We start from the raw sequence: 18,155 nt of genomic DNA, 5'->3' as shown, positions 1-18,155 counted from the left end.
CCCGCGCATGGGCGCGCCCCGGTACAAGTCGAAGCGGGACAGCCGGCAGGCCGTCCGGTTCACCGCGAACGCCCGCTGGTCGATCACGCCGGGGCTAAAGCTGCGCCTGTCGAAGATCGGCGACGTGCGGGTGAAGTGGTCCCGGACGCTGCCCTCGACCCCGTCCACGGTGACCGTGGTCAAGGACAGCGCGGGCCGGTATTTCGCGTCCTTCGTCGTCGAGACCGGCCCGGAGGAGATCCTGCCGGAGGCGACGCCCGAGATCGGGATCGACCTCGGCCTCGGACACTTCGCGGTCCTCTCCGACGGCACGAAGATCGACAGCCCGCGCTTTCTGCGCCGGGCCGAGAAGCGCCTGAAGAAGGCGCAGCGTGTTCTTTCCCGCAAGGAGAAGGGCTCGAAGAACAGGGACAGGGCCAGGGTCCGTGTCGCACGGGCGTACGCCCGTGTCGCGGACGCGCGCCGTGAGTTCCATCACCAGCTCTCGACGAGGCTGATCCGCGAGAACCAAGCGGTCGCCGTGGAGGACCTGGCGGTGAAGGGGCTTGCCCGCACGCGCCTGGCCAAGTCCGTCCACGATGCCGGATGGTCGGCGTTCGTGAGCATGCTGGAGTACAAGGCCGCCCGGTACGGGCGGATCTTCATCCGGTTCGGCCGGTTCGAGCCGACCAGCCAGGTGTGCTCGCAGTGCGGCGTGAAGGACGGCCCCAAGCCCCTGCACGTCCGTACCTGGACGTGCGCGGCGTGCGGGGCCGTCCTGGACCGGGACATCAACGCGGCGGTCAACGTCCGCCAGGGCGGCCGGACTGGCCGTGTCAGCCCGTGGAGCGCTGGTAAGACCGGGACTCGTCCCGGCACCGCGCAGCGAAGCGGGAACCCACCCGACACCACAGCCTTCAACGGCACGGTGCGCTCTTCGTCGTGTCGTTCAGCAGCCGTTCAGTACGGACTGCAGGGCGCTCTTCTCGGCCGAATCGACGCTCAGGTTGTAGTAGTGCTTCACATGTACCCAGGCGCGCACGTACGTGCACCGGTACGCGGTGCGTGGCGGCAGCCAAGTGGTCGGGTCCTGGTCGCCCTTGGACTGGTTGACATTGTCCGTGACCGCGATGAGCTGCGGGCGCGTCAGATCGTTGGCGTATGCCTGTCGTTGGGCGGTCGTCCAGCTGCTGGCACCCGATCGCCAGGCCTCGGCGAGCGGGACCATGTGGTCGATGTCCAGATCGGATGCCGCGGTCCAGGTGGCGCCGTCGTACTGCGAGTACCAACTGCCGCTGACGGCCGCGCAGCTGGAGTCCTGGGTCACATTCGTGCCGTCCCGGTCGAGGACGACCTCACGGGTGTTGCAGGTGCCCGACTGGGTGATCCAGTGCGGGAACTTGTCGCGGCTGTAGCCGCTCGACGAGCCCTCCGCGGAGACGGTCAGCTCGCTCAGATAGGTACGGGCGGTCGATGCCGAGACCGGGGTGGGCATGGCCGCCTGGGCGGTGGGGGCGGTGAGCAGTCCGGTGGCTGCGGCGAGGGCGGCGGATGCGGCGACGACAGCGATGCGACACGCGTAGACACCTGACATGCGAACTCCCTTGTTGTGGGGGGCGTTGGACGGGTGGCCCATAGGGCCCGGCCATCGTGGCGGCGCCAGGTTTCCGTGGGGTGGGCGCCAGGTAACAGAGTGGCGACATGAGCACGTCACATCAAGACTTCTGACGAACGGAGCTGGAGCACAGGGGCCTGTCTGCGGGAGCCCGGCGATCGCGTCCATGAAGGCGGGGGCGCCTGCGACCGGGGCGGGAGAGAGAACAAGCAGCCTCGCCTGCCGGTCAGGGGGTGGCGGGCGAGGCTACTTTGTTCCGTCACGATACAAAGACCTGTCCGGGAAAGCCAATCCTTCCCCGGTGGGGGCGTCGGGCCGGTTGGCCAGGAGCGTGCCTGCTCCGTCGTCTTTGCCCCCAGGGCCCGTCCGCGCAGGTCCTGGCCGGTCCCGCTCGGCAGGCCATAACCATGCGGACCGGCCAGGATGGGGAAGTAGCGGACCCGAGGAGATGTTCAATGGCCCAGCATCTGATCCCCCCGGCCGCGGCCCCCGGCGAGGACCGCTCCGCGCGTTCGGTCATGGTGGCGATCGGTGCGCTGCTACTCGGCATGCTTCTGGCCGCACTCGACCAGACCATCGTCTCCACCGCGCTGCCGACCATCGTCAGCGACCTCGGCGGTCTGGAACATCTCTCCTGGGTGGTCACGGCCTATCTGCTGGCGTCGACCGCTGCGACCCCGCTCTGGGGCAAACTCGGCGATCAGTACGGACGCAAGAAGCTCTTCCAGACCGCCATCGTCATCTTCCTCATCGGCTCGGCGCTCTGCGGCGTCGCCCAGAACATGCCGCAGCTCATAGGCTTCCGGGCCGTTCAGGGCCTCGGCGGCGGCGGCCTCATCGTGCTCTCGATGGCGATCGTCGGCGATATCGTCGCACCGCGCGAACGAGGCAAGTACCAGGGTCTGTTCGGAGCGGTCTTCGGCGCGGCGAGCGTCCTCGGACCGCTCCTCGGCGGCCTCTTCACCGAGCACCTCAGCTGGCGCTGGGTCTTCTACATCAACCTGCCGATCGGCGTCGTCGCGCTGCTCGTGATCGCCGCCGTGCTGTACATCCCGGTCAGCCGCACTCAGCACACCATCGACTACCTCGGCACCTTCCTCATCACCTCCGCCGCCACCTGCCTGGTCCTCGTCGCCTCGCTCGGCGGCACCACCTGGGCCTGGGACTCGGCGCAGATCATCGGTCTCGCCGTCCTGAGCGTGCTGCTGCTGATCGCCTTCGTGTCCGCGGAGCGCCACGCCGCGGAGCCCGTTATTCCGCTGAAGCTGTTCCGGATCAGGACCTTTACCCTCGTCGCCGTCATCAGCTTCGTCGTGGGCTTCGCGATGTTCGGCGCGATGACCTACCTGCCGACCTTCCTGCAGGTGGTGCACCACATCACGCCGACGATGTCCGGTGTGCACATGCTTCCGATGGTGCTCGGTCTGCTTCTCACCTCGACCGTGTCCGGGCAGATCGTCAGCCGCACCGGCCGCTGGAAGGTCTTCCCGATCGCGGGCACCGGCATCACCGCGATCGGACTGCAGCTCCTGCACCGGCTCACGGAGACCAGCGGCACCTGGGAGATGAGCATCTGCTTCTTCGTCTTCGGTGCCGGTCTCGGCCTGGTGATGCAGGTCCTGGTGCTGGTCGTGCAGAACGCCGTCAAGTACGAGGATCTCGGCGTCGCCACGTCCGGAGCCACCTTCTTCCGCTCCATCGGCGCCTCGTTCGGTGTCGCGGTCTTCGGCACGATTTTTACGAACCGGCTCACCGGCAAACTGGCCGCGGCGCTCGCCGGCCGCTCACTGCCCCCCGGGATCAGTGCCGAGGGGCTGGCCGCCGACCCGCGCGCCATCGGCCGGCTGCCGCCCGTGCTGCGGCCCTCGGTGCTCCACGCGTACTCGACCTCGATCACCGATGTGTTCATGTACGCGGCCCCCGTCGTCCTGGTCGCCTTCGTCTTCGCGTGGTTCCTAAAGGAGGACAAGCTGCGCGGCTCGGTGACCGCCCCGGAGCCCAGCGAGACCCTGGCGTCGAACCCGGTCGAGCGGTCCTCGTACGACGAATGCGCCCGGGCCCTCTCAGTGTTTGCCACCCGCGCGGGGCGCCGCCAGGTCTACGAGGAGATCACCAAGAGGGCGGGGTACGACCTGCTGCCCGCGGCGAGCTGGATGCTGCTGCGCATAGCTCGGCACGGCACGGTCGAACCGGCCATGCTCGCCGAGGTCGCCCAGGTGCCGCTGCGGGTGGTCAGCGAGGCTGCCCGTCAGCTGGAGGAGCGCGGACTGGCCGGGCGCGTAGGCGCACAGCTGGTGCTCACCGAAGCTGGTGCGGAAGTGGTGGTGAAGCTCGCGGAGGCCCGTGAGGAGTCGATGGCCGAGCTGCTGGGCGACTGGTGGGGGCCGGAACGGCCGACCGATCTCGTCAAACTCGTGGCGGAGCTGACCGCCGAGACGAACGGGTCGAGCAAGGAACGGCCCCACACCCCCGAGCCGAGACGGGACCACGCTGCCGGACCGGGGTGAGCCGCCCCGCGGACAGCTCCTACAGTTCCTACAGCTCCTTGGCGAACCAGTGCTCCGCGTACTGCCGCCGGTGGAACGCCGGGACCTCCCGAAAGCCGTGCTTGGCGTACAGCCCCCGTGCCTCCACCAGGTCAGCGCGGGTGTCGAGCCTGACCGTGCGTACGCCGAAGGCGCGCGCCGCGCTCTCGACAGCCGCCAGGAGCAGCCCGCCGCCGCCCGTACCGCGGTATTTGGGCCGTACGAACACCCGGGTCAGCTCCGCGATGTCCGCGTCCACCAGCAGCAGCCCGGCGCAGGCGGCCGGCTCCCCCTCGAACCGGCCGACGACGAACTGGCCGGTGGGCGGGGCGAGTCGGTCGGCGCCGTCGTCGGTGAGCCCCTCGTCGATCTCCTCGGCGGTCGCGGGCCGCCCCCAGTAGCGACTGGCGACCTCGTCGTAATAGTCGCGACGCAGCAGCGCGGCGTCGGCGGAGTCGAAGGGTTCTGGGGTCACGGTCCAGGTCATGCCGGTCATTCTTTCGGAAAGAAGGAGGATGACAGTCAGGTAAAGAGGGGGTTTATTGAGTCTCCGTCATAACGCAATGCGAAGGTTTCACAGCACGCCCAGGTCGAGGGGCGGGCGCGGAAGCGGCGGGAGGGGCGACGCAGCATGGCGAATGCGGAGCACAGTGTGCGCGGAAACGCGGCAACGGGGGCGAGGACCGGGGCTGCCCGGGCTCTGTTATGGCTGGTTGCGGCCGCACTGGCGATACGGCAGATAGCAGTGGTGCTACGGCAGCCGCCGGACGAACGGCTTGCCGATCTGGACAACTGGATCGGTGAGAACGGTGTCCTGCATGTGACGGGCTCGCTGTATGACAGCGACCGGTTCACCGGCACCCCGTTCGCCGGACTGGTGCTGAAGCCACTGACCCGGACCGCCGAACAGAGCCTGGGCGTCGCCTGGACGTTCGGATCGCTGCTGCTCGTCGCCGCCCTCGGCATCATTGCCGCCCGCTCGCTGCCGGGCCCGGTCACCCGTCGCACCTCGCTGTTGGCCGCTCCCGTCGCGATCAGCCTGCTGATGCTGTCCCTGCCGGTCCGTAACGCGCTCCACCTCGGGCAGACCAGCATCCTGCCGGTCCTGCTGGTGCTGCTGGCCTGTTGCACGGTCCGCAGGGAACGTGCCTCGGGCCTCCTGATCGGGCTCGCGGCCGCGCTCCAGCCGACCGTGCTGCTCTTCGCGGTCCTGCTCTGGCTCACCGGCCGCCGCCGGGCGGCGATCACCGCAGGCGCCGCGTTCGCCGCCTGCACCGCGCTGGCCTGGGCCGCGATGCCGCACGACTCGTGGACCTACTGGGTGCACCATGTCGCGGGCGCCGGGCTCGGCGACGACGCGGACAGCCTGGCCAACCAGTCCCTGCACGGCGCGCTGCTCCGATTCGGCCTGGAGGGCCCGCTCGAAATCGCGCTGTTCGTGGTGCTGGCGGCCGCCGTCTGCTACCTCGGACTACGCCGCGCCGTACGGTACGCACACGACGGGCAGCTGCTGCTCGCCGTGGCCGTGACCGGCTGCGTCTCCGTCGCCGTTTCACCGACCGCCTGGCAGCACCAGCTGCTGTGGGTGCTGCTCGCCGTGGTCGGCCGCGTCGGCAAGCGGGCCTCCGACCGGCTGGTGTGGCCGACGGTCGTGGTGCTCGTGCTCATACTGCCGGGGAAGATGCTGCTGCCGAACAAGGCGCTGGTCTTCCCCGTACGAGACAACGTGCTGCTGATAGCGGCGCTCGGCGCGGCCTGCGCCGTACCGTTCCTGATGCGCACCTCGCCGTACTGGCAGCAGCCGATCCCCACCGATTACGCGGCGCCGGTCGCGGCCCGCTGGAGCCGCATCCCTCTGCTGCCGTTCTGGCGGCGGGTGCTTGGTCGGCCCAATCTGCTGCTGGAACTGCTCCTGATCAGGGTCGTGTACTCCGCATACGCACAGATCAGGCTCGCGGCGACGGCAGGACGTGCCACCGCCGAACACCACGGTCGCCAGATCCACTCCCTCGAACAGTGGCTGCACATCGACATCGAGCACTGGGCCAACCACGCGGTCGTCGAGGTCGCCTGGCTGAGGGGCTTCTTCGACTACTACTACGAGACGTTCCACTTCATCGTGCCGCTGACGATCCTCGGTGTGCTGTACGTACGACGTCCCGCGGACTACCGCTGGGTCCGCAGCTCCATCGGCTTCGCCACGGTCCTTGCGCTGGTCGGCTTCTGGCTCTACCCGCTGGCCCCGCCGCGACTGATGCCGGGTCTGGACTTCATCGACACGGTCAATGGGGTCCAGGACTTCGCGAAGCCGGACTACGGAACGCTGACCGAGGTGACCAACCAGTACGCGGCGATGCCCTCGCTGCACTTCGGCTGGTCGCTCTGGTGCGGTGTGGTCATCGTCATGCTGGCCCCGAAGACGTGGATGAAGGCGCTGGGGCTGCTGCACCCGCTGTTCACGGTCTCCGCGATCGTGGCCACGGCCAATCACTGGGTGCTGGACGCGGTGGGCGGCGCAGCCGTCGTCTCGCTCGGCTTCGGGCTGACCTACGTACTGTCGGGGCCGCGGAGGCTGCAGCTGCCGGCCGTGCCTGCGGCGGCGAAGCCGCGGGACGGGATCGCGGTGCCCGTGCCGGGTCCGAGGCCGACCGACGATGCGGTGGGCAGCAAACACTAGTGCCGCGACCGGCAAGGTTTGCCCTGATCGCCGCTGGGATGTGCCGGGCAGCGAGCAGCACCGGTACGGACGGCGGGGCCGGGGCGTGAGGGGGAGGCGCCCGCCGTCCGAAGCTGCCGGAAAGCGGTCAGCTTCCCGCGGCACCGACGCCCGCGGTGCTTGCGGCGGTGCTGACCTGAAGCTGCTTGATCCCGTTGAGCCATGCCGAGCGCAGCCGTCGCGGTTCGTCGACCAGCCGCAGGTCCGGCAGCACATCCGCGATCGCGTTGAAGATCAGGTTGATCTCCATCACGGCAAGGGACTTGCCGAGGCAGAAGTGCGGACCGCCGCCGCCGAAACCGAGGTGGGGGTTGGGGTCGCGGGAGATGTCGAAGGCCTCCGGGTTCTCGAAGACCTCGGGGTCGTTATTGGCCGAGGAGTAGAACAGCCCGACCCTGTCACCCTTCTTGATCTGCTGCCCGCCCAGTTCGAGGTCCTGGGTGGCGGTCCGCTGGAAGGAGACCACAGGCGTGGCCCAGCGAACGATCTCCTCAGCGGTCGTCTCCGGCCGCTCGCGCTTGTAGAGCTCCCACTGATCGGGGTGGGTGAGGAAGGCGTGCATGCCGTGGCTGATGGCGTTACGGGTGGTCTCGTTCCCGGCGACGGCGAGCAGGATCACGAAGAAGCCGAACTCGTCGGAGGAGAGGTTCCCTTCGCCCTCCGCGGCGACCAGTTGGGAGACGATGTCCTTGGCCGGGCACTCCTTGCGGGCGGCCGCCAGATTCATCGAGTACGAGACGATCTCCATGGCCGCCTCGGTGCCGGCCTCCTCGGTGATCGCGTACTCGGGATCGTCGTACGCGGCCATCTTGTTGGACCAGTCGAAGATCCTGGACCGGTCCTCCTGCGGTACGCCGATGAGTTCCGCGATGGCCTGGAGCGGCAGTTCGACGGCGATGTTCGTGACGAAGTCGAACGAACCGTCGTCGCCCGCGGCGGCGAGAGCGGTCTCGACGATTCGGCGGGCGCGGCTGCGAAGGGCCTGCTCCAGGGAGCGTACCGCCCGGGGCGTGAAGCCCCGCTGGACGATCTGGCGGACCCGGGTGTGTTCGGGCGGGTCCATGTTCAGCATGATCAGCTTCTGTACCTCGATCTGGTCGCGGCTGATCGACTCGTTGAACCGGATGACCGCGGTGTTGGTGTTCGAGGAGAACAGTTCGGGATGGGTGGAGACGTACTTGACGTCCGCGTGCCGGGTGACGACCCAGTAGCCCTCGTCGTCGAAACCGGAGATACCGGTCGGCTGGGTGCACCACCAGACCGGTGCGGTCTGCCGCATCTGTGCGAACTCCGGGTGCGGAATGCGGGCTTGGAGCAGGTCGGGATCGGTGAAATCGAACCCTTCGGGCAGATGGGGGCAGGGCATCGGCAGCTCCAGGTCGGGCCGAGAGTCGCCCGAACGATGTCTGACGACCCATCAGAAGATGTCCGAAAGGTAGTAACGAGTTCTACAACTGGCAAGAGCGGCGGCCCGACCTGTTGCGTGAAGAGTGGGTGAGGTAGGCATGAAGCGGACGCAAGGTGCGTGCAAGACCCTTGCGTACCGAGGGTAAGCCCCACAAGACTGCCTGTAGAACTAGAACGCGTACTAGTTCCCTCCGCGGGCGCCGGGACGCCCCTGCGGAAGTGCGAGGAGAGGACGAGCTCATGGCCGCGGAACCTGTCATCGTCGAAGCCGTACGCACCCCCATCGGCAAGCGCCAAGGCGCGCTCGCCAATCTGCATCCCGCCTATCTGCTGGGTGAGACCTACCGAGAACTTCTCGGCCGCACCGGCATCCATGCCGACTGCGTCGAACAGATCGTCGGCGGTACGGTCACCCATGCCGGCGAACAGTCCATGAACCCGGCCCGCACCGCCTGGCTCACCGTGGGCCTTCCGTACGAGACCGCCGCCACCACCGTGGACTGTCAGTGCGGCTCCTCGCAGCAGGCCTCCCACATGGTGGCCAACATGGTCGCGGCCGGAGTGATCGACATCGGCATCAGCTGTGGCGTCGAGGCCATGTCGCGGGTGCCGCTGGGCAGCGGCTCCAAGCACGGACCGGGCAAGCCCTGGCCCGACGAGTGGAACGTAGACCTGCCCAACCAGTTCGAGGCCGCCGAGCGCATCGCCCGCAATCGCGGACTGACCCGGGAGAACGTCGACTCGCTCGGGCTGATCTCGCAGGAACGGGCCGCCGTCGCCTGGGCCGAGGAACGGTTCAAACGGGAGACGTACGCGGTCCAGGTGCCGACCACCGAGGAGGAGCAGGCGGCCGGGCAGGGCATGTGGCGTCTGGTCGACCGGGACGAAGGGCTGCGGGACACCACGATGGAGGGGCTCGGCCGGCTCAAGCCGGTCATGCCCACCGCGATCCACACCGCGGGCAACTCCTCACAGATATCCGACGGCGCCTGCGCGATCATGTGGGCGTCCAAGCGGATGGCGCGCGCGCTCAAGCTCAAGCCGCGCGCCCGGATCGTCGCGCAGGCGCTGGTCGGCGCCGACCCGCACTTCCACCTCGACGGACCGATCGACGCGACCCGCGCGGTGCTCGGCAAGGCCGGTATGTCGCTCAAGGACATCGACCTCGTCGAGATCAACGAGGCCTTCGCCTCCGTGGTGTTGAGCTGGGCCCAGGTCTTCGAGCAGGACCTCGAAAAGGTCAACGTCAACGGCGGAGCCATCGCGCTCGGTCACCCGGTGGGCGCCACCGGGGCCCGGCTGATCACCACGGCACTGCATGAACTGGAGCGCCGTGACAAGGAGTTCGCACTGATCACGATGTGTGCGGGCGGCGCACTGGCGACAGGCACGATCATCCAGCGGCTGTAACGCGACGCTGTGGAGGAAGGCCGGTCGACGCAGGCTGCCTCGGCGGCCGCTGCGCGGACGTCCTCCGCGGGCGCGGCCTCCAGCGGCTCCAGTTTCGCGAGCAAGCTGAGCACGGCGGCCAAGTGGGGCGGCCGCGGCCTGCTCGGACTCGGCGTCGGCGTCGCCGCCTACGAGGTCTCTGGTGACTCACCCCCGATATCCTGGCCCCCGCGGTGCACTGTGACCGCCGGGGCCAGGCCCTTTGTCCGGTCACAACGATTCGGGCCTTTTCCCGGGCCCTGCGAGGCAGAAAAGCGTGATGAGCGAGTACGACACGTCCGGCGGCTGGTTCGACGCCGATCCGGAGCTGGAGCCCACCGAGGACGGCCTGCGGTTTCTCGCCGCGCTGCGGGAGCGGGCGGAGTCCGGCGGATGGGGCTGCGAGGCCGACGACACCTATGCGACGTTCGCGGTCTTCGAGAATCGTACGGAACTTCTGGTCACTCTGGGTCTGTCCGATCCCACGACCGAGCCCGAGCAGCATGTGCTGACCGTGGGCGCGTTCTTCACCGGTTCGCGTCTCGTCGGCGGGGAATTCCACGATCAGCTGTACACCCTTGAGCGGACCCTGGAAACGCTCATCGAGAAGGACGGGTCGCCGGAATTCCTCGCCGAGCGGGCGGCGGAGTGGTTCGCGCGGATGATCGAACTGCCCGTCCTGAGGAACGAGTTCGCTGTCGACGGCCGGGTGGTGAACCGGCAGTGGGTGCTGGCCGGCTCCGGCCGGGAGCTGGCGGCGCAGTTCCGGGTGGAGCCGGGCGACCCGCTCGCGCGCACAGTCCAGGTGCGGGGCGCGGCCGGCTCCGCGGAGTGAGGGCGGTGTGACCGTGGACGGACTCAGCCCTCCGCGGTGACGTCCCGCGCCATGCGAGCACGACGGGGACGGGCGGGGCGTCCGCCAGGGGCCGGTAGACGACGCCGGGGTGCGGGTGCATCTCGGCGGTGAAGGCCGCCGAGTGAAGTTCCCCGTGTGTCCTGAACGTGAAGGAGAGTTCGATGTAGATAGAGCGATCTGACGTGGTGCTCAACACCATTGCGTTTGGCCCCTGAGCTGTACGTCAAGCCCTGCTGAAACAGCGCAACGGGACCACCTGATAGATCAACGATCGGCGAAGAAAGTCGATCAAGGTCAGGGGTCCCGTTGCAGGAGAAGTCTGTCATCGCGTCCACGATCCAGACAGCCCGGGGTGTGTTCGCGCCGGGGTATCTGGGGGGAGTTGACCCAGATCGTGGACTTCGCGCTGGTGGACGCGGTGCTGGAGGAGACCGGCCGGCGCGAGAAGTGCGTGCGGCTGCTGCCTTCTCGGGTGGTGGTGTACTTCGTGCTCGCTCTCGCGCTGTTCGAACACCGCTCGTACCGCACGGTGTGGTCCAAGCTGACGGCCGCCCTGACCCCGCTGGACCTGGTGCGCCCCGCGGTCTCCTCGCTGACACGGGCCAGACGCAGGTGGGGTCACCTCTGCGGCGGCGCTCCGGGGCCCGCCGCGTCCCCACCCCCGCCGAGCACCTGGGCGACGGCTCCTACATCGCCCGCATAGGCTACGGCGTCCTGCGGGTACTGCTGCGGGTGCGCGTGATCGAGGCGACCCTCACCGTCACCCTGGCCGATGGCACCGTCCGTACCGAGCAGTGGCGGCTGATCACGAACCTGCTGGACCCCGTCCGTTATCCGGCCTCGAGCCCGGGTGCGCCCGCTCAGTACGGCACATGGGTGGGGAAGGTGGTGGTGGGGCCGAACAGCGCGGCGTACCCGTCTTCGTGCTGGCGGCGGTGCCGCCCGGACCGGCTCACCTCGGTGACCGGGTTCGCGAGCGTGAGCAGTCCGTCGTTGGCGAGCTCCTGCACACGCATCAGCAGTGCCCGCACCGACAGACCGAGTTCGGCGGCGACCGTCTGTACGTCGAGGCCGGACTCCCAGCTCCACAGCAGCACGGAGTCCATGCTGGGCGACCAGATGACCGTGTTCTCCACCTCGCCGGGCGGCACGGGAAGAGCGGGCGGGGGCGAGGGCGGGGCAGGCGGTGGCGTGTCCAGTGGCGGAACGACCACCTCTTCGCGCGGATGCGGCACGGTGACCTCGGGTGCGGAAGGGGGCTCGGCCACGGCTTCCTTCGCCGCTTGCGTGGTCTGCAGGAGTTCCTCGGCAAGGGACCGGGCGTCACTGCGGCCCACCGTGCGTCGTGCTAATCGCACTTCTCGTTCGTTGAGGCCCATCATGTCTGCGATCGAGCCGTCGTCGCCGACTGTGACGGCGAAAGCCGCAAGCATTCGGCTCCGCTCCGCCTGCGCCTCGTCCAGCAACGCCTGCGCCAGGCGCAGGCGTTCGTCGCTGGCGCAGAATGCTTCCGCCAGTACGGAGTTCCGATCCCAGAATTCTCGAGGTTCCACGTACGTGACAACGCTCCGGCGGCTGACGGGAACGGACACCCGAGCAAAATGCGCCTAGATGGACCAACGGGTTATTAAGCTGGCCGATTTATATGAAGTTGATGATTTGTCAATTGTTGACCCGTTCAAGGGCGTGGCGAAGGCCCCGACCGCCCGATACACCAAGGCCCTGCGGGAGTCCTCACACGTCGGGGGCGTCGAACGTGACCTGGGCCTCGAAGGCGGCGCGGCGGGTGGCCCGGCGCAGCGCCTTCAGTACTGTCCCGCCGATGGTGAGGGTCAGCACAACGGTCAGCGCGGCGCGGCCCAGGTCCCAGCCGAGCGAAGTCGCCATGCAGTACGCGAGGAAGCGGACCAGGTTCTCCGCCAGCGGGTCACCCGCGTGGAACGAGATCCCCGAGCCGAGCGGGGGCACCACCGTCCAGCCGTACAGGTTCATCACCGTGCCGTACGCGAACGACGCCACGAACCCGTACACCGCCAGCATCAGGAGCTCGGCCCGCCCGCGCAGCCGGTCAGGTCCCGGCAGCAGGCCCGCGCCCATCGCGAACCAGCCCATCGACAGCATCTGGAACGGCATCCACGGACCGACTCCACCGGTGAGCAGCGCGGACGCGAACATCGTCACCGCGCCGAGCACGAAGCCGAAGCCCGGACCGAGTACCCGGCCGCTCAGCACCATCAGGAAGAACATCGGTTCCAGCCCCGCCGTGCCCGCGCCCAACGGACGCAACGCCGCGCCGACCGCGGCGAGCACCCCCAGCATCGCCACCGCCTTCGCGTCGAGACCGGAGTCCGCGATCATCGCGACGACCACACCGACCAGCAGCGGCAGCAACGCGGCGAACAGCCAGGGCGCGTCCTCGGAGTGCGCCAGGCCGGAGGTCCCGTCGGCCAGCAGCGGCCAGCCGAACGCGACCACACCGATCGCGCTGATGAGGACGAGCGCGGCGATCGCGCGCGGCCCGAGACGCACCGGCCGTGTCCGGCGCCCACTCATGACGGGGCTCCCAGCGCGTCGCGCACCTGTGTCACGGTCAGCCACTCCTGCGGGGCGAGGATCTTCGCGGTCTGCGGGGCGAACGCCGGGGAGGAGACCACCACCTGGCGGGTCTCCCCGTCCGCGACTGTCTCCCCATCGGCGAGAATCACCACCCGGTGCGCCAGCTCGGCGGCGAGTTCCACATCGTGCGTGGCCAGGACGATCGCATGGCCCTCGGCCGCGAGAGAGCGGAGCACCCCGACCAGCCGGGCCTTCGCCGCGTAGTCCAGACCGCGGGTCGGCTCGTCCAGGAGCAGCAGCGGGGGCCTCGCGGTGAGCACGACGGCCAGGGCGAGCGCCAGACGCTGGCCCTCCGAGAGATCACGGGGGTGGGTGTCGTCCGGCACGCCGGGCAGCAGCTCGGAGACCAGGGCGCGGCAGCTGCCCGCCGTGGCACCCGCATCGATGTCGGCCGCGGCGCATTCGGCGGCGACCGTGTCCGCGTACAGCAGATCGCGTGGTTCCTGTGGCACGAGCCCGACCCGGCGCACCATCTCGCGCGGCTGTGTGCGGTGCGGGATCCGGCCGCCGACGAGGACGGTGCCCGTGGTGGGCTCGACCATGCCGACGAGCGTGGCCAGCAGGGTGGACTTGCCCGCACCGTTGCGGCCCATCAGGGCGACGGTCTCGCCGGGGGAGACGGTGAGCGTCACCCGGCGCAACGCCTCGACGTGTCCGCGCCGTACACCGAGACGCTCGACCCGGGCCGTGACATCGACGACGGGCTCCACAGCGGCGGTGGCGGTCCCGGCGCGGCGGCCCAGCAGCCGGGCGAGGGCGCCGCGCCGCGCGGGGGCGGTGCGCAGCGGGGTCACGGCCGCCCCGGCCGGCAAAGGTGACGGAGCGGGCGGATGTGTCCGCGCCAGCCGCTCGCGCAGGTCCGCCGCCCGGCGCCGGGCATCGCGGACCGAGAGTGGCAGCGGCTCCCACGCCGCCAGCCGACCCAGCGCGACGACCGGCGGATGCACCGGGGAGACGGACATGATGTCTGCGGGCGCGCCCATGACCGCAGCCGCGCCCGGCGACGGCAGCAGGACGACCTGGTCCGCATACTGCACCACCCGCTCCAGACGGTGCTCCGCCATCAGGACCGTCGTACCCAGGTCGTGCACCAGCCGCTGCAGCACGGCGAGGACCTCCTCGGCCGCCGCCGGGTCCAGCGCGGACGTCGGCTCGTCGAGAACCAGGATCTTCGGGTGCGGGGTGAGGACCGAGCCGATCGCGACCCGCTGCTGCTGGCCGCCGGAGAGCGTGGCGATCGGCCGGTCGCGCAGCCCGGCCAGACCCAGCAGATCGAGGGTCTCCTCGACCCGCCGTCGCATTACGTCGGGGGCGAGGCCCAGCGACTCCATTCCGTACGCCAGCTCGTCCTCGACCGTGTCGGTGACGAAGTGGGAGAGCGGGTCCTGGCCCACCGTGCCGACCAGATCGGCGAGCTCGCGTGGTTTGTGGGTACGGGTGTCGCGCCCGTCGACCGTGACCCGGCCGCTCAGCGTGCCGCCGGTGAAGTGCGGTACGAGACCGGAAACGGCGCCCAGCAGCGTCGACTTGCCGACCCCGGACGGACCGACGAGCAGCACCAACTCGCCCTCCGGGATGGTCAGATCGACCCCGGAGACGGTGGGACGCTCCGCGCCCTCGTACTGCACCGAGACATGCTCGAACCGGATCACTGGCTCTCCTTGGAGTTCGGGGCGCCCACCGGGGGCGGCACGGGCGCCACCACCGCGGGCAGCAGCCCGATCAGCACCGCGGCCGCGGGCCACAGCGGAAGCACCGGCGCGGTCAGCGGCACGACTCCGGGGTGCAGCGCTTCCGCATCGACCACGCCCGCCCAGATCATCGCCACGGCCACGGCGACCCCCGAACCCGCCACCAGCCAGGCCCGCACACCCCACCGGTCGGGCCGGTAGCGAGTACGGACCGAACGGGCCCCGCCGAGCCGCAGCCCGGCCATAGCGGCGAGGAGCCCGGCGATCAGCAGCGGCAGTCCGTACACCGCACCCTGCGCGGCCAGCAGCCCGTACGAACCCGCGCACACCCCGAGCAGCCCGCCGAGCGTGAGGATGTTCGTGGTGTGCCGGACGGCGGGCGGGACCTGCGCGCTGCGCCCGTATCCGCGCGCATCCATCGACGCCGCCACCGCGACCGACCGCTCCAACGCGCCCTCCAGGACCGGCAGCCCGATCTGGAGCACCGCCTTGACACCGCCGGTCGGACGGCCCCGCAGCCGCCGTGCGGTGCGCAGCCGTGCCACATCGGCGACCATGTTCGGCGCGAAGGTCATGGCGACGACGACGGCGACCCCCGCCTCGTACAGCGCACCCGGCAGCGACTTCAGCAGCCGGGCCGGGTTGGCGAGCGAGTTCGCCGCACCGACGCAGATCAGCAGGGTGGCCAGCTTCGCCCCGTCGTACAGCGCGAAGAGCAGCTGTTCGGCGGTGACCCGGCCACCGATCCTGATGCCCTTCGCCCAGTCGGGCAGCGGCACCTCGGGGAGCGTGAACACCGTATGCGTACCGGGGATCGGCGAACCGAGAAATACGGAGAAGACCAGCCGCACCGCGATGACGAACAGCCCGATCTTGATGAATGTCCCGTACGAGCGGGCCCACGGCGCATCCGTCCGGCGCGCCGCGACCACATAGCCCGTCACCGCCACCAGCAGCCCGAGCAGCAGCGGATTGGTGGTCCGGGACGCGGCGGTGGCGAGGCCGAGCGCCCACAGCCACCAGGCCCCGGCGGGCAGAGCGTTGCTACGGGTCGCCTCGGGGGCGCGCAGCAGGCGGCGCAGCCGTTCCGGGCCGCTGGTCGAGGAGGTCATCCGCGGCGGCGGCGGGCCTGCACGACTGCGGCTGTACCGAGCAGGAGAACGGCACCGACACCGACGAGCACCCCGGCGGACGGACCGCCACCGGAGCCGTCCGAGCCGTCGGCGGCATCGGAGGCGTCGGGCCCGGCGGGGGACGCGGACGCGGCAGGCGTCTCGTGTCCGTTGCCCGAGACCTGTTCGCCGCAGCCCGAGGCCGGATAGCCGGATATGGCACAGAGCATCGCGTCGCTGTTGTAGCGCAGCGGCTTGGCCACAGCGGCGAGTGCCTCCGCGCTGCTCGCGTCCGGGGCGACCCGCGCGCATGCGGTGCGCAGCGCGGGCGGCGTCTCCCCGGCCGGGGCGTCCGCCGCCGTGCCCGGGTCGATGACCAGCGCGACCCGCTTGGTGCCGTCCTTCGCCGGGGTGTCCGCGCATATCTTGGCGAAGTCGGGGGAGCGGCGCGGCTTCGCCGAGTCCCCCGAGCCCTCGCTCACCGAGAACCGGAAGCCCTGCACCGCGCCGTCGTCCGGCCGGACCAGGGACGGGCCCTGGGTGGCGTACGTCCAGCCGGTGCCGGAGCCTTCCCAGAACGACCAGTACCGGTAGCCGGCCGCCTGGGCCGGTCCCGCGCACAGCACGGCCAGGACGAAGCCCGGGACCAGGAGCGCGCCGACTCTTCCCAGCCGCCTCACAGCTGCTGGTTCTTCCGGCGGCCGCTGATCAGGAAGCCGACGCCAGCACCGACGACGAGGCCGATGCCGACGTACCACCACACGCCGCCGATCACGTCGTCCCCGCTGTGGACCTCGTCCTTCTCGGTGGGCATGTACCCGGTGTCGGCGGACGGGTCGGGCGTCGTGATGGCCGCGGGGGTCGGACCGGTCGCGTTCAGCTCGTCGACCAGGTTGACGCCGCCGAAGTCGCGGGCGTCGGCGCCGGTCGCATGCGCGGCCAGGATCAGCTGCGCGTAGGCGGCGGGACCGTTCTGCTCGGCCCAGGCCGCGGAGTTCTTCTTCAGCCAGCTCACGGCCTTGGTCGCCTTGTCCTGGTGGCCCGCGGCGGACAGCGCGACGACCGCGTCCGCGGTGTTGCCGATGTCGGGCTGCGGGGTGGAGTCGGTGGCGCCGGGCATCGGCGCCAGGTCGAGATGACCGCTGGTCGCAAGGGCATCCGCGAGGAAGTGGGCGCCGTTCTGTGCGGCCTGCTCGGGCGTGAGATCGGACCCCGGGTGGCAGCTGGGCGCCTTGACCGCGGCGTTGTTCCCGACGGCCAGGCCCTTGCCCATCGTGCCGAGCACGGCGGCCGCGGTGGCGTCCGCGTTGGCGGCGAGCTTCCCGGCCTTGTCGGGCTGGTAGGCGAAGGCGCCGCCGTCCTTGCTTCCACAAGGGATCGCGAGCGCCAGCAGCGCGTCGTAGGGGGTCTTGCCGCCCGGGGTCGTGATGTCCGCGATCCGCTGGCCCTGCCGGGCAAGGGCGCCGATCACCAGCGAGGTGGAGTTGGCGTCACTGGGCGCGCCCGCGGTGTAGCCCCAGCCGCCGTCCTCGTTCTGTATGGACTTCAGCCAGCGGACCGAGTTGTTCACGGTGTCCCGGTGCCCGCCCACCTCGACGAACGCCTGGACGGCGACCGCGGTGGCATTGGTGTCCAGCACGGTCTTCTCGTCGCACGGTTTGGAGACGTCGGCCCGGTACGCGGCGTAGGCACCGTTGGCGCACTGCTGGGCGATCAGCCAGTCCACCGACTTCTTGGCGGGCGTGACGCCCTCGACCCGCTGGGCGAGGAAGGACAGCGACTGCCGCCAGACACCGTCGTACGTGGGGTCCTTCGTTCCGTACAGCCCGGACGGCTGGGCGACGGACGGCGAGGGCGACGGGGACGGCGCTGCGACCGCGACCGGGGCAGCGGCCGCACTGAGCACGGTGGCGGTGACGGCGAGCGTTGCTGCTCTGCGGCGTACGGTCATGGTGGGCGGGGCCTCTCCTGGAGGAACCGGGCACAGGCACGCTCAGGCACCAGGCTCCGGCTCCGTATACCTCGACGGTGCCGACCACCGGGGTTCCGGTGGTCCGAGCCGGTCACGACCGCGGACAGGGCATTCCGACTCACCGTCGCCGACGACGGTTCACGGTTGCGTGGTCAGTGCCGGATTCGCACCGGCTTCCCCCTGAACGGGCATGATGACGACTCGCACACTCTACCGGGCGCGGTCGGAGGGGTTCCGG

At 70.0% G+C, this 18,155-nt stretch carries 14 protein-coding genes, 1 pseudogene and 1 riboswitch; of the genes and pseudogenes, 6 read left to right on the top strand and 9 right to left on the bottom strand.

All coding sequences use genetic code 11. From position 1 onward, the window contains the following. Positions 1-992: pseudogene (locus ABT115_RS26030) on the top strand (RNA-guided endonuclease InsQ/TnpB family protein); the annotation flags it as partial. On the opposite strand, the gene ABT115_RS26025 reads toward ABT115_RS26030, so the two are convergent. Beyond that, a complete protein-coding gene (locus ABT115_RS26025; protein WP_351794387.1) occupies positions 929-1,573 on the bottom strand; it encodes an HNH endonuclease family protein in 645 nt (214 codons plus the stop codon). The pseudogene ABT115_RS26030 and the gene ABT115_RS26025 sit on opposite strands and share 64 nt — an antisense overlap. 476 nt (positions 1,574-2,049) lie before the next feature. Between ABT115_RS26025 and ABT115_RS26020 the strand changes: the two genes are divergently transcribed. Continuing rightward, on the top strand, positions 2,050-4,101 hold the full coding sequence (locus ABT115_RS26020) for an MFS transporter (RefSeq protein WP_351794384.1): 2,052 nt from the start codon (positions 2,050-2,052) through the stop codon (positions 4,099-4,101). A gap of 28 nt (positions 4,102-4,129) precedes the next feature. Here the strand turns inward: ABT115_RS26020 and ABT115_RS26015 are convergent, their stop codons facing one another. Further along, the gene (locus ABT115_RS26015; protein ID WP_351794381.1) at positions 4,130-4,606 is read right to left on the bottom strand and encodes a GNAT family N-acetyltransferase; all 477 of its coding nucleotides are present in this window, start codon (positions 4,604-4,606) and stop codon (positions 4,130-4,132) included. Positions 4,607-4,750: 144 nt separating this feature from the next. Between ABT115_RS26015 and ABT115_RS26010 the strand changes: the two genes are divergently transcribed. Next, positions 4,751-6,796 carry a bifunctional glycosyltransferase 87/phosphatase PAP2 family protein gene (locus tag ABT115_RS26010; RefSeq protein ID WP_351794379.1) on the top strand — a complete coding sequence of 682 codons (2,046 nt, stop codon included), beginning with the start codon at positions 4,751-4,753 and terminating at the stop codon, positions 6,794-6,796. A 127-nt stretch (positions 6,797-6,923) separates the two neighbouring features. On the opposite strand, the gene ABT115_RS26005 is transcribed toward ABT115_RS26010, so the two are convergent. Further along, positions 6,924-8,201, bottom strand: a complete 1,278-nt coding sequence (locus tag ABT115_RS26005) for a cytochrome P450 (protein ID WP_351794376.1) — start codon at positions 8,199-8,201, stop codon at positions 6,924-6,926. A gap of 281 nt (positions 8,202-8,482) precedes the next feature. Here ABT115_RS26005 and ABT115_RS26000 point away from each other — a divergent pair, with 281 nt between their 5' ends. The 3 genes from ABT115_RS26000 (at position 8,483) to ABT115_RS25985 (ending at position 11,229) form a co-directional block, all read left to right on the top strand. Beyond that, complete coding sequence (locus ABT115_RS26000) at positions 8,483-9,652, top strand: steroid 3-ketoacyl-CoA thiolase (RefSeq protein ID WP_351794373.1); 1,170 nt, start codon at positions 8,483-8,485, stop codon at positions 9,650-9,652. A 298-nt stretch (positions 9,653-9,950) separates the two neighbouring features. Further along, positions 9,951-10,505, top strand: coding sequence for a hypothetical protein (locus tag ABT115_RS25995; RefSeq protein ID WP_351794371.1), 555 nt, complete (start codon positions 9,951-9,953; stop codon positions 10,503-10,505). 403 nt (positions 10,506-10,908) lie between these two features. Continuing rightward, positions 10,909-11,229, top strand: coding sequence for a transposase domain-containing protein (locus ABT115_RS25985; RefSeq protein WP_351794369.1), 321 nt, complete (start codon positions 10,909-10,911; stop codon positions 11,227-11,229). Between the two features lie 157 nt (positions 11,230-11,386). On the opposite strand, the gene ABT115_RS25980 is transcribed toward ABT115_RS25985, so the two are convergent. The 6 genes from ABT115_RS25980 to ABT115_RS25955 all read right to left on the bottom strand — a co-directional run bounded on the left by ABT115_RS25980 (position 11,387) and on the right by ABT115_RS25955 (position 17,896). Further along, positions 11,387-12,079, bottom strand: a complete 693-nt coding sequence (locus tag ABT115_RS25980) for a hypothetical protein (protein WP_351794367.1) — start codon at positions 12,077-12,079, stop codon at positions 11,387-11,389. 181 nt (positions 12,080-12,260) lie between these two features. After that, positions 12,261-13,079: an ECF transporter S component gene (locus ABT115_RS25975; protein WP_351794364.1), complete on the bottom strand. Its 819-nt coding sequence runs from the start codon at positions 13,077-13,079 to the stop codon at positions 12,261-12,263. Continuing rightward, positions 13,076-14,794 carry an ABC transporter ATP-binding protein gene (locus ABT115_RS25970; RefSeq protein WP_351794362.1) on the bottom strand — a complete coding sequence of 573 codons (1,719 nt, stop codon included), beginning with the start codon at positions 14,792-14,794 and terminating at the stop codon, positions 13,076-13,078. The genes ABT115_RS25975 and ABT115_RS25970 overlap by 4 nt, the downstream gene beginning before the upstream one ends. Then, on the bottom strand, positions 14,791-15,945 hold the full coding sequence (locus ABT115_RS25965; protein WP_351794359.1) for an energy-coupling factor transporter transmembrane component T family protein: 1,155 nt from the start codon (positions 15,943-15,945) through the stop codon (positions 14,791-14,793). The genes ABT115_RS25970 and ABT115_RS25965 overlap by 4 nt, the downstream gene beginning before the upstream one ends. Next, positions 15,942-16,625, bottom strand: a complete 684-nt coding sequence (locus ABT115_RS25960; RefSeq protein ID WP_351794357.1) for an SCO2322 family protein — start codon at positions 16,623-16,625, stop codon at positions 15,942-15,944. The genes ABT115_RS25965 and ABT115_RS25960 overlap by 4 nt, the downstream gene beginning before the upstream one ends. Beyond that, entirely contained in the window at positions 16,622-17,896 is a 1,275-nt protein-coding gene (locus ABT115_RS25955) for an SCO2321 family membrane protein (RefSeq protein ID WP_351794354.1), read from the bottom strand. The genes ABT115_RS25960 and ABT115_RS25955 overlap by 4 nt, the downstream gene beginning before the upstream one ends. Before the next feature lie 127 nt (positions 17,897-18,023). Continuing rightward, a riboswitch (cobalamin riboswitch) is annotated at positions 18,024-18,097 on the bottom strand. Between the last annotated feature and the right edge of the window lie 58 nt (positions 18,098-18,155).

The organism is Streptomyces sp. NPDC001832 (genome assembly GCF_040297265.1).
Taxonomy (GTDB): domain Bacteria; phylum Actinomycetota; class Actinomycetes; order Streptomycetales; family Streptomycetaceae; genus Streptomyces.
The sequence above is the reverse complement of the archived record's forward strand: the minus strand, read 5'-3'. Positions and strand labels throughout refer to the sequence as shown.

Coding starts and splice junctions, on each gene's coding strand:
- ABT115_RS26025 (WP_351794387.1), bottom strand. CDS start 1,573: ATGTCAGGTGTCTACGCGTGTCGCATCGCTGTCGTCGCCGCATCCGCC.
- ABT115_RS26020 (WP_351794384.1), top strand. CDS start 2,050: ATGGCCCAGCATCTGATCCCCCCGGCCGCGGCCCCCGGCGAGGACCGC.
- ABT115_RS26015 (WP_351794381.1), bottom strand. CDS start 4,606: ATGACCTGGACCGTGACCCCAGAACCCTTCGACTCCGCCGACGCCGCG.
- ABT115_RS26010 (WP_351794379.1), top strand. CDS start 4,751: ATGGCGAATGCGGAGCACAGTGTGCGCGGAAACGCGGCAACGGGGGCG.
- ABT115_RS26005 (WP_351794376.1), bottom strand. CDS start 8,201: ATGCCCTGCCCCCATCTGCCCGAAGGGTTCGATTTCACCGATCCCGAC.
- ABT115_RS26000 (WP_351794373.1), top strand. CDS start 8,483: ATGGCCGCGGAACCTGTCATCGTCGAAGCCGTACGCACCCCCATCGGC.
- ABT115_RS25995 (WP_351794371.1), top strand. CDS start 9,951: ATGAGCGAGTACGACACGTCCGGCGGCTGGTTCGACGCCGATCCGGAG.
- ABT115_RS25975 (WP_351794364.1), bottom strand. CDS start 13,079: ATGAGTGGGCGCCGGACACGGCCGGTGCGTCTCGGGCCGCGCGCGATC.
- ABT115_RS25965 (WP_351794359.1), bottom strand. CDS start 15,945: ATGACCTCCTCGACCAGCGGCCCGGAACGGCTGCGCCGCCTGCTGCGC.
- ABT115_RS25955 (WP_351794354.1), bottom strand. CDS start 17,896: ATGACCGTACGCCGCAGAGCAGCAACGCTCGCCGTCACCGCCACCGTG.